A 17,177-nucleotide genomic window follows, 5' to 3' on the forward strand; every position below is an offset into this window, starting at 1 on the left:
TACCACAGCGCCCACAAAAAAGGCCCCGCACTGTTGTGCGGGGCCTTTTGCTTGGCTAGTGAAATAGGGTTATTGCTTCACAAAGCGGCCAAAGTAGGTCTGCTGGGCGCTGGTTGCGCGTACCATGTACAAACCAGCTTTCAGGAGCCCTACCCGCTGGCTGAGTTGCTGGCTGAGCTGCTCAGCACGGCCAGCTCCCGTGAATACCACGCGGCCATCGGCAGCGGTTACATTCAGGGTTAGTTCACCTACCTGCGTTGGCAACTGCAGATTCAGGCTATTGTGCACCGGGTTGGGGCTGATAGAGAGCTGCTGAGCCAGACGCACCGGCTTGGTGGCCGTAACCGTGCCGAACACGTAGCGGGTTTGCACGGGGTAGTGGTCAGAAGTGGTGTTGGCATAGTTCGGAATCAGAGCAGCTAGGCCAGTCTGAATTTCGGCGGAGTTTGCCAGGTAATTCGCGGCTAGCTCATTAGAAGCTACAGCGTGGTCAATTACGTCGTTATAGCTCGCCGTCGATTTCTTCTTGGCTATGCTCAGCGGAAGCGTCAGAGCTTGATAGTTCGTGGCATCATCAACAAACGCTTTGTACGAAGACTCGGTCGTGGTCAAACCAGTAGTAATAGTCTGATCCAGGTCGTCGTTAAAGTCACCTAAAATCACAAACTTAGAAGTAGGATAGTCCGTGTCTAGTTTGGCTTTGAGAGCGGCAGCTGCATTCTTCCGGCGCTCGTATGAGGTGGCAGTCGGTGCTGTGTTGGCTTTGGCATGAATCAACACAAACATCATCCGATTGGTGGCACCATTTAGTTCCACGTCAGCCTCCATAGCATACGGATAACGACCTGAAGACCAATAAGTGTAGGAATCGCAGGTGGTTACTTGTCCAGGGCACTCCAGCAGAATGCTGAAGGTTGGGTTTTTAATAACACTGGTGCGGTACACAAATACTAGTTTTTGGCTCGTAGCAAAAGTGCCGTTCGAGACAGCTGACGAAACGGAGTACTTATAGCCACCCAACTGCCGCACTATAGTGCCTAAACGTACGGTGTCCACTACTTCGGCCAGGGCGAATACATCAGCATTGAGGCTTGTTAGCATGGTCTTCACATTTTCCTGTTGCAAGTTCTTGTTAGCAGGCCCTTGACCAGCTTCCGCAGAACCAAACCATTCAATGTTCCAGTTTACTACCTCCAATGTGTTGGCTACATTATATGTGTTGCCCGTTAAGTCTACCATCTGGGAAGTAACCCCTGCGCTAGCAATAGTTAAAGAGCCTGTGTAAGCAGTATTGCCCTGAGTTGGGCTGAAGCGCACTGTGATGACCTTTGGGGTAGCGCTCGACTCTGAAGCTGCAAAGCTTACCGAGTTGCTGAACGTAGTGCCGTCTTTCGACACCTGAAAACCAGCACCAGCAGCAGTTACCATAGCATCCGCCGTAAGGTTTCTCAGGGTCAAATTGAGCGTTTGGGTAATAACTGAACCATTAGGGCGGTACCCGAAGGCTAATGAGGCCGTATTGACGAACAATGCTGCTGGAGGCGGGGTGCTGGAGTTGCGCAGACGAATATCGTCGAGCGTCCAGCGGGCAGCTTCTTCGTTGCTAGAAGAATACACAAACGCTACATATAGCGTAGCCGATTTGAACGCCGAGAGGTCAATGTTATCGGTCAGTGTCCAAGTATCAGAGCCTACTTCGGGAAAGTTAGCGGCTACATCGGTCCAGGTGACGCCTGCTGCGGCGGGGTCTCCGGTGCCAGAGTAGTTAGTCGATACCTTCAGGCGCAGGGGAGCACCATTGAATGCCACGCGGCTATAGAACGACAACAACGGATACGTAAAGGAAGAAGTGTTTAGGGCTGGCGAAATAAGCCAGTCCTCGTTAACGATGCTGGCTTGGTTAGCAAAGCCGTTGGCTTGCAGTCCGTTTGGCTTATTGAGCTTGCCCGTAGCATCAGCTGCATTGTGTCCAAACGTAGTACAAGCCCAAACTTGGGGGCCGGCCACGCTAAATTGTGTCCAGCCTTCAGTCGGAGCGCTAGCACAATTATCAAAGGTATAGAGCAGGTTATTTGGGTCGAAACCCGTACCGAATACCGCTTTCGTTAGCGTAATTCCCCCAGGGGTAACGTGCGTAATGTTGCCGGAGAAGGTCCCCGCTGCCGTGGGCAATAAACGGACATATACCGTTTGAGCCGAGGCTAACTCAGTGGGTATGAAAGTAAGAGTCGAGGAGAAGGCCGCGTTATCTTTGGAAAGCTGGAACCCGGCTGGTGCCGTCACCGTCACATTATCGGTAAGGTTCACGGCGCTTAACTGATAACTCTGGGATGCGCTTGCTGTGTTTACTAATTGAGCAGCAAAGGTCAGCGGCGTAGCAGGAACCGAAAGGGCAGGTGCATTTGGAGAAATGCCTTCCCACGAGAGGGAAAAATCATCTACCCCTATCCCGTCATCGGAGCCGGCGGCGTTGAAATCATTCCACCGAATCCAAACGGTAGCCCCTACGGGAATATTCAGCCCCGATACTGTGGCGTTCATCGTGGCTGTATGCAGTGGGGTGCTGACCCCGTTTCCAGCCAACGTTGTGCTGGCTAGGTTGGTGTAGTCCAGCGCATCCACATCTACCCAGGTTCCGGTAGAGAGGGAGGTTGCATTAAGACTATATTGAAAGTCCAGCCGGTCGGCGCGTGTTGTGCCGCCAATGCGCCACGTCTCCCCAGTATAGCCAACCGTAAGGTTAATAAGGGTGGTGCCTGTGTTATTAACGAACGAGGCACCAATGGCAGGAGTTAGGCTGCTGCTTAGCAGAGTACCGAAAGCGCGCTCCGTAGAGGCGTCGGCCCCGAAGCTATATGTATTGCCGGAGTTAAGTGAACCGTTGCTAGCAGCATAATTAGCGTCCGCAGTTGTTCCGGTTCCAGCATTTACCTCCAATAAATCCCAGCCGGTTGGTAAAGTGGTTTTAGCGTTGGTCGTACCAGTGGTTGCCAACGTGTTGAAATCTTGCGCGTACGGTGCAGTTTGTAACGATATCTGCGCCGCTACATTGCTGCTCAGGCCCAGAGCCAGCAGCAACGCAGGTAGCACACGTGTTGAATAGTTGTTCTTCATGTAAGAAGGCAGAGGGTGAAAGAGAGAAATTCAGACGATGTAAAGTACAAAAGTACCTGCAGCAATTGGGCTCAATGTTACCTCATTGTTAACAAATAGGCAGAGAAAAAGCCCATGCCTTACAAGGGTTGTAAAGCATGGGCTCTCAAAAGGGAAAATTTTCCTATATTCTAAAAACTCGCGTCTTTGCTAGTCAAACTTGATAGCTGTAACGGGCTTGATACGGGAGATGAGATAAGTGGGAATCAGCACGGCCAGCAACGAGGTCAGAAAAGTGGCGGCATTCAAGACTACAATGATAAAGGGGTCCCAATACACCGGTACCCGGTCCATATAGTAGTTCTCAGGATCAAGCGGAATGGGGTGAAAGAAGTACTGAATGGCACAGAACCCTAGGCCTACTAAGTTACCATACAGCATGCCCCGCAACGTCAGGCTCAGCCCCCGGAAGAAGAACATGCTTCGGATTTGGTTATCGGTGGCTCCAATGGCTTTTAATACCCCAATCATATTGGTGCGCTCCAGAATCATGATGAAGATAGTGGCCACCATGTTGAAAGTAGCCACGAAAATGATCAGGATCAGGAAAATGACCACGTTCCGATTGAGCAGCTGCAGCCAGTCGAAAAGCTGGGCGTATTGGTCCGTTATTTTATCCAGCTTCAGGTCGTAGCGGAGGTTCTCATACAATGTATCCGCCACTGGGTCGAGGCGGTTAAAGTCCTTGAGCACTACCTCAACCCCACCCACCAGCGTATCAGGCCAAGAGTACAGTTCCTGCACCTGGCGTAAGTCACCGATTACGTACACCTCGTCGAACTCGTCTAGGCCAGTCTGATAGATGCCGCTCACGGTGAATCGCCGGACGCGAGGGGGGTTCTGAATAAAATAGAACAGCGCCTCGTCACCGGGTTTCAACCGCAGCTTGTCCGCAACTTTGCGTGAAAGCAGAATGTCATTACTGGCTGAGTCTGGGAATTCGATAAACTTGCCCGCTACTAGGTTCTGGCGCATCGGCGAGGGGCCAGATTTCTCATCGATACCCTTCAGTACCACGCCTAGCACCTCCTCCTTGGTCTTGATGATGGCGGCCTTACGAGCAAAGGGCTGCAGGGATTTTACCTGTGGGTTGCTCTTCAACTCCTGCAGTAGCTCCGGCGTGGAGATGGGCGCTACCTGCAGAGAATTGTTGGTATCGTACTTGCTGATCTGCAAGTGCGCCCCAAAAGAAAAGATTTTGCTCTGAATCTCATTGCGGAAGCCTTCCAAGATAGCAAACGATACCACCATCACCGCCAGCCCCATGGCAATGCTGATGATGGCTATCTTTGTCACCGACGAGGTGAAAGAACCGGAGTCGGCCCCGTCAATCTTACTAGATATGTACTTCGATACGTTCACTGGCGTAAAGCTACGTGAACCCGACCAGTTTTCCAGCCCGTCTCCTGCCCATGTTTCCAGCCTTTTCTACCAGTCTGCTGAGTCTTTCCCTCCTACTCACCGATTGTACCCGTCCGGCAGCCACTGCCACTTCGTCGACCGCTGATACTATTGCTGCTACGCAAGGCCCTAGTGCTGCTGCTGCTGCTGCTGCTGTGGATGCCCCAAGTAAAGACGCAGCACTTCGCGTGGGTGCCGAGCAGTTTGACCGCTACCTTCCGCTGCTGAAAGGAAAGCGCGTAGGCCTGGTGGTTAACCAAACGGCGCGCGTAGGCAAGGCTTTTCTAGTAGACACGCTGCTGGCGAAAGGAGTAGGAGTGAAAGTTATTTTCGGACCAGAGCACGGGTTCCGGGGAGAGGCCGCCGATGGTGCTACTATCAAGGATGGGAAAGATGCCCGCAGTGGCCTACCGGCTCGTAGTCTTTACGGTGCTACCAAAAAGCCCACGCCCGAAATGCTGAAGGATGTAGATGTACTGGTGTTTGACATTCAGGATGTTGGCACTCGCTTCTATACCTTCATCAGCACTATGCACTATGTAATGGAAGCGGCAGCGGAGCAAGGTAAAGAGGTCGTAATTCTTGACCGCCCCAACCCCAACGGCTGGTACGTAGATGGTCCGGTGCTAGAGCCCCAGCACAAATCGTTTGTGGGAATGCACCCGATTCCTGTAGTGCACGGCCTCACGGTGGGCGAGTTGGCCCAGATGATTAATGGAGAAAAGTGGTTGGCAGGTGGCAAGCAATGCCGCCTCACAGTAGTGCCAGTGCAGGGCTACACCCACGCCACCTACTACGAGCTACCCGTGCGCCCATCTCCTAATTTGCCCAATGCCCATTCCGTAGCGCTCTACCCAGCTATCTGCTTGTTTGAGGGTACTGATGTGAGTGTAGGCCGTGGCACCGACTCGCCATTTGAAGTCATTGGCGCGCCTACGCAGCCTACTACTCGCCCCTACCGCTTCACCCCTAAGCCCAATACAGGCTCACCAACGCCACCCCAAAATGGCAAAGTATGCTACGGCCAGGATTTGCGCCAAACCGGCAATAACATAGGCTTCAGCCTGAAGTATTTGCTGGACTTTTACCAGCAGAGCACCGATAAGGAGCACTTCTTCGGCAAGTACTTTGAGCAACTCAGCGGCACACGCACGCTGCGGGAACAGGTAATTGCTGGTAAATCAGAGGAAGAAATCCGTAAGTCGTGGGAGCCGGCGCTAGGCCAGTATAAGATAATGCGCAAGAAGTATTTGCTGTATCCTGAATCGTAGAACCTAGTCATTAATTACCCTGAGTGAGGGCTTATCCACTGCTGAGCACGTAGCAAATTTGTTTGCTCGTTCAGACAAGGATAGGCCCTCACCTGCTGTAAGGATGGTAGGTTTCATACTTTTGCTGTCATGACACCAACACCTGCCGCTCCGCTCCGCATTATTTTCATGGGCACACCTGAGTTTGCCGTGCCTACGCTTAACGCCCTGCTTTCCTGGCCTGGCTGCCAGGTAGCAGCCGTCATTACGGCTCCAGATAAGCCCGCGGGGCGTGGCCGGCAACTGGCCGAGTCAGCGGTGAAGCAAGCAGCAGTGCAGCACGGCCTGCCAGTACTGCAGCCTACCAATTTGAAGGATCAAGAATTCCAGGCAGAACTACTGGCCTACGCTGCTGACTTGCAGGTGGTGGTGGCCTTCCGGATGCTGCCTGAGACGGTATGGAACATGCCACGCTTGGGCTCCATTAACATTCACGCCTCCTTATTACCTCAGTACCGCGGGGCGGCTCCTATCAACTGGGCCCTCATCCATGGGGATACCCAAACGGGCGTCACGTCCTTCTTCCTACGCCACGAGATTGACACCGGCGACTTGATCTACCAAGATGTGTTTGACATTGCGCCGGAAGATGATTTTGGCTCTCTGTACGAGAAGCTAAAGGCAGCCGGGGCAGCACTTGCCTTGCGTTCTGTACAGGCCATTGCGGCAGGTACCGCACCCAGCATGCCTCAGCCGGAGCTGCCTAACCTGCGCCCAGCGCCTAAACTCCAGAAAGAACTAGGCCGCCTCGACTTTACTCAGTCGGCTCCCTCGCTGGCCAACTTAGTCCGTGGCCTCTCCCCTATCCCTACTGCCTTTACCCAACTGCCCGATGGCCGGACACTGAAGGTGTTCAAGGCGCAGCCCCTCGATGATGAAGATGCCAGCGGCCCCGATACTGGCCTACCGGGCACTTGGTTTACCGATGGCCGCACCTACCTGCGCGTGCAAACCAGCCATGGCCTCCTCGACCTGCTGGATGTGCAACTCGAGGGCAAGAAACGCATGAGCATCCCAGATTTTCTGCGTGGCTTTAATGTAGACCTTCTAAACGCAAGCAAGTAAGCTACCGCTCTAGTCCTTACGTACTACGCATCACTCGTATGACCAATTTAGTAGTAGCCGTAGCCCAGAACGGAATAATTGGGGGCGATAACCGCCTGCTGTGGCATCTGCCTCTTGATCTGAAGCACTTCAAACAGCTTACCCAGGGTCATCCTATTATAATGGGTCGGCGCACGTATGAGAGCATTGGGAAACCCTTGCCTAATCGTACGAATATTATTGTAACCCGGCAACCAAATTGGCAAGCCGATGGCTGCGAAGTGGCTTATTCAGTTCCTCAAGCCCTGGAAATGGCGCGCGTCCTAGATGAACAGGTGATGGTAATTGGCGGAGGCGAAATCTATCGTCAGGCTTTGCCCGCGGCAGAGGTAGTATACTTGACGGAAGTTCATCATGACTTTGAAGGCGACGTAACCTTTCCGGAACTTTCTCCGGTTGAGTGGCGCGAGGAAACCCGGGAGCGACACGAACCCGATGAGAAGCACGCCTACGCCTTTAGCTTCGTGACACTACGGCGCCGGTAGGTCAGTCTCTGAGCCTTTAACACGACTTGCTTGACAGGCGCGTTTTTAGTTGAACAACCCCACGCTAGGCCAGTAATTCTATAGCCACTTAAATAGAGCTAAGCCAAAGTCGGCAGAAGATCTACCTAGGCCACTAAAGGCGCTAGAGCTAAAGCAAAAGAGGCAGCCGGTTTGGCTGCCTCTTTTGCTTTAAACATCCTTCGTGCTTAGCGCAGAAGTACCAGCTTGCCCCACCCTTGCTTGAAGGCTTTGTCAGCCGAGGTAGCCCGATGCTCAAAGGTGTTCTGTGGGTCATCGAGTACTACCCGGTACAAGTAAGTCCCATTCGCAAGTCGGTCCCCGAATTCATCTGTGCCATCCCAGGCGTAGTCCGTCATGTTGTTGCCGACGCGCAACGCGCCCATCTCGCTCATCATGATTTCGCGTACCACACGCCCAGTCAGGCTCATTATCTGAATCTTGATGTTACGTGGCACCTCGCTGCCCGTGATAGTAAACACGAACTTCGCCTTACTAGTAATTGGGTTAGGATACGGAAACACATTGGAGATACCGGAGGTCGTGATAACCTCGAACGTAATACGGTATGGCTCCGAACCCGCTAGTTTGCCGGAACCATCTTTCCCCTGCACTTCCAAGGTATAGATGCCATCCTTTAGCGGTGTGGTATTGCCAAGCTGCACTTCCAAACGGGCTAGGCCCTGGCTTGAGTCGGCGGCGAAGACCACGTTAGCAGCATTCAGATCTAGTGGCACCGAAGTACCCCCACCAGGGCTAGATAGGAACAAGTTAAAGGCTGTCCGATCTTTCACGGGGCGCAAACGGTCTTGGTCGCGGAGCTGCACCGTAATCAACGGCTTCGCTGATACAATGTCGCCGTTTAACAGGTGACGGCCATCGAAAGCTACATCCAGCACTGGCGGTGTATTGCGGTCTTCTACTTCGAAGGCTGGTATGCCTTGTTCATTATTGAAGTAGTACAGTTCAGGCTGCCGATTAGGGCTTGATGATTGGTTAGGGTTGAGCACCACCTGACCCGACAACTTGCCTATTAACTCCCGCACATCCAGCTCTACTTGGTAGGTGCGCTGCGTGTGCGCTGTCAAGGCCGCACTGGGCAGCTTAATATATTTCTCGCGCTGGCCGTTGTTATCGTTGCGCACGAGTATGTAGGCCACTAGTGGTGCTGTAAAGTCGAAGTCGGCTACGTTCTGGAAGGTTATAGGAACCGTAACCTTACCCTGTTGTGTCGCCTGTTGGGTCAGGGTGGCTGCCGTCAGGGCTACTGCTTGGGGCCGTACAACACCTTCTGGTACCCCTTGGTAGGTAATTAGCCATTGTTTCAGCTGCGGTGCTGGGCCGTTGCCCTTAACAACTGCTTGCAGCTGCAGATACGGATAGGTAGTGGCAGAAATAGCACTTAAATCCAGCGTACGGTTGGTCACGTTAGGATTCAGAACCACTGCATTATTAGAGGCATCGATCCCAATCAAACGCAGCGTATAGCTTCCAGAGGGGCTGGTCCGGATAGTATGAGAAAGTGTTTCCCACTGGCGGGCCGGGCCGATACGCGTAGAGGTAATAGTAGCCTGCTGGCTGCCAGCATCAAATACCCATTGCCCACCAGGAGCCGATACTGTAACGCCGGTATTCTCGTCGCGGAGGAACTGGCCTACGTGACTCTGTGACCAGCCACCACTATTACGGCCATTTATGATCCGGAATGAACTGGTAGCCCAACCGGCATCCTCGCTTTGTTGGGGGGTGTGGAAGCGCAAGCGCCAGTACCATACCACACTATCCCGGCTAGCTTGCGTAGGCACGGTCACACTCCACTCCGGCACCATCACCGCTCCAAACGTCGTGCGCTGTACCAGAGGACTATTGAATGTCTGTACGGTATCGAGTTCCATGTCGTACTCGCGGCTCACCGTAGTAGCTAAATTGCTCTGCCCTACCAAACGTACCGTACGAGAGCCAACAATACCAAATTCAGGTGGGCTGAGAGTTGTAACTCCACCCGTTAAGAAAGCATAAGTGGCCGTCCCGCTATTGTTGTCCTCACGTAGTTCATCAATCAGATTGCGTGGGTCTACTTCTGCCAGGAAAGTATTTTGCCCTGAGATGTCCCCAATATTTACGTTCGGAATTGTTAGGCTATAGGTAGTGTCCTGTCGTGCTTGCGGAACGATGAACACGGGCAATGGCAACGTAGTGGTGCCAAACGTACGAGTAACTTTTATCTCCAATGGCCCCGTCAGGATGCGGCCAGGATTGGCTACCCGTACCTGCAACTGGAATTCCGGCGCATTAATTGGCACTACAGCAGGTGCCACCTGCACATTGGTTACCTGGAGGTCTGGCTTGAGTGGAGAGTACAGCTTCAAGGCGGGGTCACCATGCCAAACGGTATTCATGAGCATAGCAGTGGTAGCACTAGGAGCAGTGTTAGCTCCCTGCAACCGGCGAACTGCTTCTTGCTGGATCTCTGCAATAGGCTTACCATACCACTGCTGATCGGCAAACAGCAGGTTCATCATCTGGGTATGCAACTCATGCAGATCATAGGCAAAGCCTAAATCCGACTCGCTCATAAAGCCAATGAAGCCTTTGTCAGCAGCCAACAAATATCTTTCGCCGCCGAAAGAGATACTGGCAGTATAAGCGTTACCAGCTGAACAGCCACTTACATACATTACTGGGTACTTACCCTTATTCGCAATACTGGGACTATTGATATCCGGAATCTCCCAATCTAGATTAGTGGGGGCTCCGTGTCCATAGTAATTGATAAAGGCAAGGCCAGCATTTAAGTCTGGAGCCCAAGGAATAGGTACTCCACCCGGTGTCGTACCTGGAAAATCGGCTCGTAAGTAATGCTTTACCACCCGTCCGCCAAATGGGGGCTTGCGCAAAATTTCGGCGTATTTTTCAACGAAGGAGGCAAATAACTGACGTTCACCAGGTTTATCAGTTCCGCCTGACATATGCAACACATTCTTGCGCCAGTCGGCGTAAACAGGCACCTCGTGTTCTTTAAGCTTATTCAGGTAATTGAGAACCTGTTGTGAGGTTTGGGCAGCAATACGCCCCGTTGCCATGCGAGCAGCGTATTCATTGTTTTGCCAGTTAGCTGTGAAGAACGCATCAGATATGGCACGAGTGCTAGCAGGAACTAAGTCCAGAACTGGGTTATTGCCTGAGCAGTCACCATAGAATTTTGGATATTGACGATGATAAGCTCCACCACCTGGCACTGATCCACAGCCAATTCCTTCGTTTGTTCCAAGGCCTTTACCAAGTAAAAGCAACGACATCGGCCTTGTATTTCGAGCTAACATCCATTGCGCGAACTGCCGAATGGCTAGAGCAGACTTTTCACCATAATGAAATTGATCATACAGTTGATCAGATGTAACTACTAAAGTATCATAGCTACCACCCGCCTGAGATGCCCGGTATTCTGCATAAGCGCGTACAGGATTATTGACGCTACCAACAGGATGCATCAGTACTCGGCTACTTACAATTAGAAAGTTGTGGGAGGCCGGTGTAATCTGACGGAATTGCACTCGCTTCCCTCCCACTGGCACTAGAGCCACATCCGTGTTGGCTAGCAGCAGAGAGCGAGTCCGCCCGTTGGCATTAGGGAACACATAGCCGCGTTGGTTATTACCCAATATCTGTCCTTCAATGCGTTGCACATTATAAGGATCCGTCACATCATAGCCCCGCACAGAGCTCTGCACAGAGTCGAGGGCGTAATATGCGGGCCCATTCAAGGTTGAATCACTAGCAAACAGCACTTGGTTCCGCTTGGAAGACCAACGGCTGTTTTGCGAGAAGGTAACGCGTAAGTAGGCCACACGCGCTATATCCCCACGAGGGCTGCCTGTAGCAGTCTGCTTTACTTGTATTCTAATTTGTCCATTGCTGGTCCTGTCTGAAAGAAGCAAAGGAAATGTCTGCCGAGCGAAGCCAAAATCTGAGAAGCTAACCGTTCCAAGTACACGAGGTCCTCCTGGCGTTAAAACAGATACTTCTGAGCGATGAGCCCCAGTTGTCTTACCAACTAGCTGAATATCTAGCCTTGGTGTTTGACCACCGGACGAAACTGACCAAATTGAATCTACAGTAAACCAATTCTCCTGTCTATTCAGGGGATTTACATACCCTCCACTACCAAATTCATCGCTGAAGAAACCTTCGCCTCGCTCGGCCCAGGGTTGATACACGTTTGCTTCGTCATTTACGGTATTTGCCCGGAAGGCTTCTACGCGCAGATTTTGCTGCAGCCGCGAGCTATGCGGGGTAGTACCAGTTAGGTTCGACTCGGACATGCGCTTGCCGTTGGCTACACCACTCCACGTTAGAAAGTACGAGGCTGTATCCGTGAACAAGCTGTAGTACGGCTGGGCTTGGTCTGCCGCACTGCGAAACATGCCTCGGTCTAAGGCTGCATCATTACGCTGCCCGAAGAACTCAACGAAGGTGGTAGGATCTAGCGTATTCTGGTTACCACCCACATAAATGGCCACTTCCTTACCGCGGCGCCACAGTTGCAACCGCTGGGGGCTTACCCCGTTTGCACCTGCTTGAGTGAGATATTGGTAGTTCAGCCGGTACAACCCCGTACGAGCCACTTTAACCTTGTAATACTGCTGGCCTGGTACAATCCACTCGTTGCCATACGGCCCCGACTGTGCTTGCACTGCGGTAGTACCGCACAGCAAAAACGCCACCACAATAGCCACCCATCTTGCCAGCCTAGTTGTCTGTAAATGGTAAGGTTGTTTCATATAGTATCCTGTAATGTGCTTATCCTGCTTAGCAGCGTGGCTCTAGACCACGTTTACCCAGGTGTATTCTTTATTTAAATCCGTAGCCTAGAGAGACGATGATGGAATTGGCCTGAGAACGTTGACCTAGCTTCTCAACTGCCAGCCGCGAAAGGGCCATGTCGAGCCGTAGGCCACTCAGGGCTACTCCTACGCCTAGGCTAGGCTGGGCTTTCCATTCGTCTTGGCCAGTGAAAGTTTTGATCTGTTGAAAGTTGCCAATGCCGCCACGTAAAAACACCAAGCTGTTGTAACCCACTTCTAGGCCAGCTCTAGGGTCAATGCTTACTGCGCTGCTAGAAATGAGGGTATTCCGCTCTCCATCGGTGGTGGCTTCCAGATCTACGGCTGCCAAGGCGGTGAACTGCCCCGGCAACTTCACCGTGCGCCCTACGCCTAGCACGAGGCGAGGCAGCGTAATTTCAGTGCTGCTTTTTGGAATAGGGTCGTTGGTAATAGCTGAGCCCTTGAACTTATCAGCGTCCACCGACCAAGCATTAAATGTGGTGGTGATGTCGCGAGCCATTAGGCCTAGGCGCCAGTTGCCCCTGTTGTATTGCACGCCGGCATCTACTCCGAAGCCCCAGGCGTTGGCAAACTCCCCTACGTTTCGGTAAATAACCTTCGCGTTGGCTCCAACCTGTAAGCCTTCGATATTGGCTACCTTATAGGCATACGACAGCAGCAGGGCGTAATCAGCCACGGAGAAGTATCGAATTCGGTCGTATTGAACGTATCCGTATTCATTTACTAGGTCGCGCGTATCGGCAATATCGTCTACGCCGAGCCGGATAAGACTAATTCCAATGGCACTTTTCTCGTCCAGAGGCATAGAGAAAGCAGCGTAGTCATTTTTCACGATACCGGAGAAGAGCTCCGAGTGCATAAGCACAGCATCGTACTTGTGCTTTTGGCCTAATAAGCCAGCCGGGTTCCAGTAGCCAGCAGTGGCGTCTTCAGCCAAGCTTGCCTGCACTTTGCCCATGCCCAGGGCCCGGCCTCCTACCCCAATGTTGAGAAATTCATTGCTGTACTTAGGCGTCTTGGTTTGAGCTAGCGCCGGAGAAAGCACTCCTAAGCTGAGGCCCACGCCCAGTAGTAGGGCGGCACTTCGGGTAAAGTGAGGCATAGAGGTTAAAACAAATATTCCGATAGGTAGGTGAAGCCGCAGCAGCAACGCAAGATACTCATTAATAGTGCGTGCCAGCTCTTGTTGATCAGTTATCGTTGATTTACAGCGGTTAAAAAACTCAATATAGTTCTACTAAGCACTAGGTTATCAGCCGGGCTTATTTTCTACCCTGCAGCTCTTCTGCTCAATTATTCCGCAGAGGTTCAAATGGCTAGGCCCATATAATGTGCTGTCGCATCCAGCAATGGTATTCAGTATTTCTAGAGGCCAGTTCTTTACAGACCACTTTTTACACGCCTGAAAGCGCAACAAAAATTTATTTCCAACAGTACCTTGTGTTACATAGTACCTTTTCATATCTTTGACTCATTCTTCACCGATATCTGCCTCAGCCCATGAAAGTCGAGAACACCCAAGTGCAGATGCGGAAGGGCATCCTGGAGTTCTGCATTCTGGAAATCATCGCCCGCGGAGAGGTCTATGCGTCAGACATGCTGGAGGAACTTACCTCCGCCCGCATGATCGTGGTCGAGGGGACGCTCTACCCACTCCTGACGCGCCTCAAAAACGCGGGATTGTTAGATTACACCTGGAAAGAATCTACCAGTGGTCCGCCCCGCAAGTACTACACCCTCACTGAAGCTGGCCAGGAGTTCCTGCACCAGCTTCGTCTCACCTGGGAGGAAGTACAGGATTCCATCCGCATTATCCGCCAGAAGCCTCACTCCAACGGTAGCGCCACTGTGGAAGTCCTGCTCTAAGCAGGCCCGCCCGCTCCCTAGTTTTTCCCGAATAGTTGCAGCACTGAGATGAAAAAGAACATCAGCATCAACCTTCAGGGCATGATCTTCCACATTGAGGAAGATGGCTACGAAGTGCTCGGCCGTTACCTGGCGGAAGTGAAAACCCACTTCAGCGGTTATCGAGGCCATGAGGAAATCGTCGCCGACATCGAAAGCCGCATCGCCGAGCTCTTCGCTGCCCGCCTATCAAGCCTTAAGCAAGTCATCACCTTGGAAGACGTGGAGGCCATGACGGCCAAAATGGGCCGGGTAAGTGACTTCCAGAGCGCCGACGAAGCCGAAGACGACGAGGAAATCCTCGCCGAAGCCGTGGCAAGCGGCACTGCCCAAGGAACCTACACGGGCACCCGAGGCACTGGTAGCGGCTACTCTGCTGGTTCTGGCTACACTACTACGGGTGGCGGCACTACCACGCCCCCAGTAGATGAGCCCGGCACCAAGCGCCTGTACCGCGACATGGCCCACCGCAAAGTGGCCGGTGTGGCGGCTGGCCTTGGAAACTATTTTGCCGTAAATCCTCTCTGGATTCGGCTGGGCTTTCTGGCCTTGATGATTGTATTGCCAATTGCATTGGATAATACTCCCTTCGAGGGGTTCAGCGAGAAACTGCCGGCCATATCCACCTTAACCTACATCGTGCTGTGGATTGTACTTCCTAAGCGCTATGATGCAACACTCGCAGATGAAGATTCCGCGTTCAAGAAGCTCTACCGCGACACCGATAATGGTAAAGTAGGTGGGGTTTCCGCTGGACTAGCTGCCTACTTCCGAGTTGACGTGGTTCTCATCCGGATCCTATTCATCGTAGGCCTGTTTGCGGGGGGCTTTGCCCTTCCCCTTTACATAGTGTTATGGGTGCTCTTGCCGGAGGCGAAAACCGCCTCCGACAAGCTCCGTATGCGCGGCGACGCCGTTACGCTCTCGGCACTTGACAACAATATCCGGAACAACCCTTATGCAGCGGGGTCAGAAACCGGCACGGTGAATAACCGCCCAGTGGGTACTTTTCTGGAAGATTTCTTCACTAATATTCGCCCCCTGATAAACTCGCTGGGGTCCCTGATTCGGGTGTTTGCAGGTGGTATTTTGGCCCTAACTGGCTTCGGAATGCTGCTGGCCGTGACCATTGGCCTGGGAATAGGCCTAGGAATAATCTCTGCTTCCGATGGCCTTGATTATGGCCCGCTGCAGCCTTTCCTGCTCTTTAATGACATTTCGCCCTGGGCGGTACTCGCTTTCTTCTTAGCTACCGGTATCCCTGCATTGGCCCTGATGCTGTCTGGTATTGGCCTGCTGCTGCACCGCTCAGTGCTCTCACGTACGGCATGGCTGTCACTGCTAGGCCTATGGTTGCTGGGTGTAGTCGGTAGCTCGGTGGCGGGCATCCGGTTGGGCCGGGAGTTCCAGCGCGAGTCGGAAGTTACCCAAACCACGGCGCTTGGTGGCCTCACCCGCCCCCGGTTGGTGCTGGAACGCCGCCAGCTCGACGACGACAAATGGGTGGACCTCGACATTGTGGGTATTGACAGTGCGCAGGCTCCCCGCCTGGAGCGCATCATCTCGGCCAAGGGCTCTACCGACTCGTTGGCGCGGCGCACGGCAGCTACCTCGGTCATGCACAACCTACGAGTGCTTAACGACTCGACGCTGAGCGTTGATGACCACTTCACGTATCAGCCTAACGCCCGCTACCGAGACCAGCACATGCAACTGCGCCTGCTAATGCCTCGCGACCGGACCTTCCGCATGACGGAGCAGTTTGCTGATTGGCTAAGAGAAGAGGATTACGTGAACGGACGTGACCCTTACCACCCCGAGAAGTTCCTCTACCGCATGAACGGCAATAAAGTGGAGTGCATTAACTGCACCGAAGCTGACCTGCGTGGTGGCCGTGATTCTGACGACGAAAACAGTGATGACTATGATCAAGGCCGCGAGGACCGCGAAAGTGACGGTGATGTGAACCTTAGCTTTGGCAGCGTTGAGCCGATCAACACCGACGAAAGCTCTTACGGCTCAGAGCGGCAGCGCTTTGATGAAGCCGACTTCGACCACGTGAGCATAGTAGGTGGTTACCACGTGGTGGTGCGCCAGAACGCAAACTACAGCGTGCGAGCTGCGGGTGATGGCCAAGCACTGCGCGACATCAAAGTAGAGCGTAATGGCCGGGAGCTGACCATCAGCCCCCGTAACCGCGACCTATTTGACTCTCACAACAGCGACGAAGACGAGGTGTTGCTCATCATCGAAACTCCTGAGCTTAATGACCTGGGATTAGTAGGTGGTACTCGGGCAGAGGTAAATGGCTTTAACTCCGGCGACCTGCGCGTGCAGCAGGCCGGGGGCAGCCAGCTCCGCTTCCGCGGCGACATTAAGGAGCTGAAGTTGGAACTGGCTGGCGGCTGTCAGGTTGCCTTACAAGGCACCGCCGACAACCTAAAAGTTAGTGGTACTGGTGCCTGCGAAGTTGCCGGCGCTGAGTTTACCGCTCGCCGCGCCGATGTGGATGCTATTGGCGCAAGCAAGGTGCGGGTGCACGTAACGGATGAACTGAAAGCCAATGCCGTGGGAGCTAGCTTAATTGAGTATAGCGGCCGCCCCAGCAGCGTTAAGCGGGAGGCCATTGGTGCCGCCTCAATCCGGGCTGTAGACTAGCATTTTTACGCTGCTAGGCCAGGGTGAACTTACACCGAGCCATCCTGGCCTAGCAACTAACGGCCTGTGCTTTAGCTGGCGCCCTTTTGAGCCAGCTGTTCATCTGGCATTGTAACCCTCAAGGCCTTCATGCGTTTCACATCTACAAACGCAGATATTTCTCCCGCATTTCTATAACGTCTAAAGCAACTGTTTGTCCCGCGCGGGCATCTGTGCTTCTAAAGACGAAATTTAGGGGTCTAACTAGTGAGTGAAAGGTGAGACCCGGAGGAAGCTATCAGCCTACCCCCTGCTGC

At 53.0% G+C, this 17,177-nt stretch carries 9 protein-coding genes; 5 read left to right on the forward strand and 4 right to left on the reverse strand.

Features of this window, described 5'->3' with window-relative positions; all coding sequences use genetic code 11:
* Nucleotides 1-69: 69 nt before the first annotated feature.
* Together EU557_RS15930 and EU557_RS15935 are read right to left on the reverse strand one after the other, a co-directional pair.
* Nucleotides 70-3,114 carry a T9SS-dependent choice-of-anchor J family protein gene (locus tag EU557_RS15930; protein ID WP_135531450.1) on the reverse strand — a complete coding sequence of 1,015 codons (3,045 nt, stop codon included), beginning with the start codon at nucleotides 3,112-3,114 and terminating at the stop codon, nucleotides 70-72.
* A gap of 189 nt (nucleotides 3,115-3,303) precedes the next feature.
* Nucleotides 3,304-4,515: an ABC transporter permease gene (locus EU557_RS15935; RefSeq protein ID WP_135531451.1), complete on the reverse strand. Its 1,212-nt coding sequence runs from the start codon at nucleotides 4,513-4,515 to the stop codon at nucleotides 3,304-3,306.
* 50 nt (nucleotides 4,516-4,565) lie between these two features.
* On the opposite strand from EU557_RS15935, the gene EU557_RS15940 reads away from it, so the two are divergent.
* From EU557_RS15940 to EU557_RS15950, 3 genes are all read left to right on the forward strand, one after another.
* Complete coding sequence (locus EU557_RS15940; RefSeq protein ID WP_135531452.1) at nucleotides 4,566-5,825, forward strand: exo-beta-N-acetylmuramidase NamZ family protein; 1,260 nt, start codon at nucleotides 4,566-4,568, stop codon at nucleotides 5,823-5,825.
* Nucleotides 5,826-5,954: 129 nt separating this feature from the next.
* Complete coding sequence (gene fmt / locus EU557_RS15945) at nucleotides 5,955-6,929, forward strand: methionyl-tRNA formyltransferase (protein ID WP_135531453.1); 975 nt, start codon at nucleotides 5,955-5,957, stop codon at nucleotides 6,927-6,929.
* Nucleotides 6,930-6,967: 38 nt separating this feature from the next.
* Nucleotides 6,968-7,453 (forward strand): dihydrofolate reductase, encoded by a 486-nt coding sequence (locus EU557_RS15950; protein WP_135531454.1) that lies wholly within the window; start codon nucleotides 6,968-6,970, stop codon nucleotides 7,451-7,453.
* Nucleotides 7,454-7,659: 206 nt separating this feature from the next.
* Here EU557_RS15950 and porU2 read toward each other — a convergent pair whose 3' ends face one another.
* Together porU2 and EU557_RS15960 are read right to left on the reverse strand one after the other, a co-directional pair.
* Nucleotides 7,660-12,252: a putative type IX secretion system sortase PorU2 gene (porU2, locus tag EU557_RS15955; protein ID WP_135531455.1), complete on the reverse strand. Its 4,593-nt coding sequence runs from the start codon at nucleotides 12,250-12,252 to the stop codon at nucleotides 7,660-7,662.
* 70 nt (nucleotides 12,253-12,322) lie between these two features.
* Complete coding sequence (locus tag EU557_RS15960; protein ID WP_135531456.1) at nucleotides 12,323-13,420, reverse strand: putative type IX sorting system protein PorV2; 1,098 nt, start codon at nucleotides 13,418-13,420, stop codon at nucleotides 12,323-12,325.
* A gap of 398 nt (nucleotides 13,421-13,818) precedes the next feature.
* Here EU557_RS15960 and EU557_RS15965 point away from each other — a divergent pair, with 398 nt between their 5' ends.
* Both EU557_RS15965 and EU557_RS15970 read left to right on the forward strand, forming a co-directional pair.
* Nucleotides 13,819-14,184 carry a PadR family transcriptional regulator gene (locus EU557_RS15965; protein WP_135531457.1) on the forward strand — a complete coding sequence of 122 codons (366 nt, stop codon included), beginning with the start codon at nucleotides 13,819-13,821 and terminating at the stop codon, nucleotides 14,182-14,184.
* 48 nt (nucleotides 14,185-14,232) lie between these two features.
* A complete protein-coding gene (locus tag EU557_RS15970) occupies nucleotides 14,233-16,881 on the forward strand; it encodes a PspC domain-containing protein (RefSeq protein ID WP_135531458.1) in 2,649 nt (882 codons plus the stop codon).
* Nucleotides 16,882-17,177 lie beyond the last annotated feature (296 nt).

Source organism: Hymenobacter wooponensis (assembly GCF_004745865.1).
GTDB classification, from domain to species: domain Bacteria; phylum Bacteroidota; class Bacteroidia; order Cytophagales; family Hymenobacteraceae; genus Hymenobacter; species Hymenobacter wooponensis.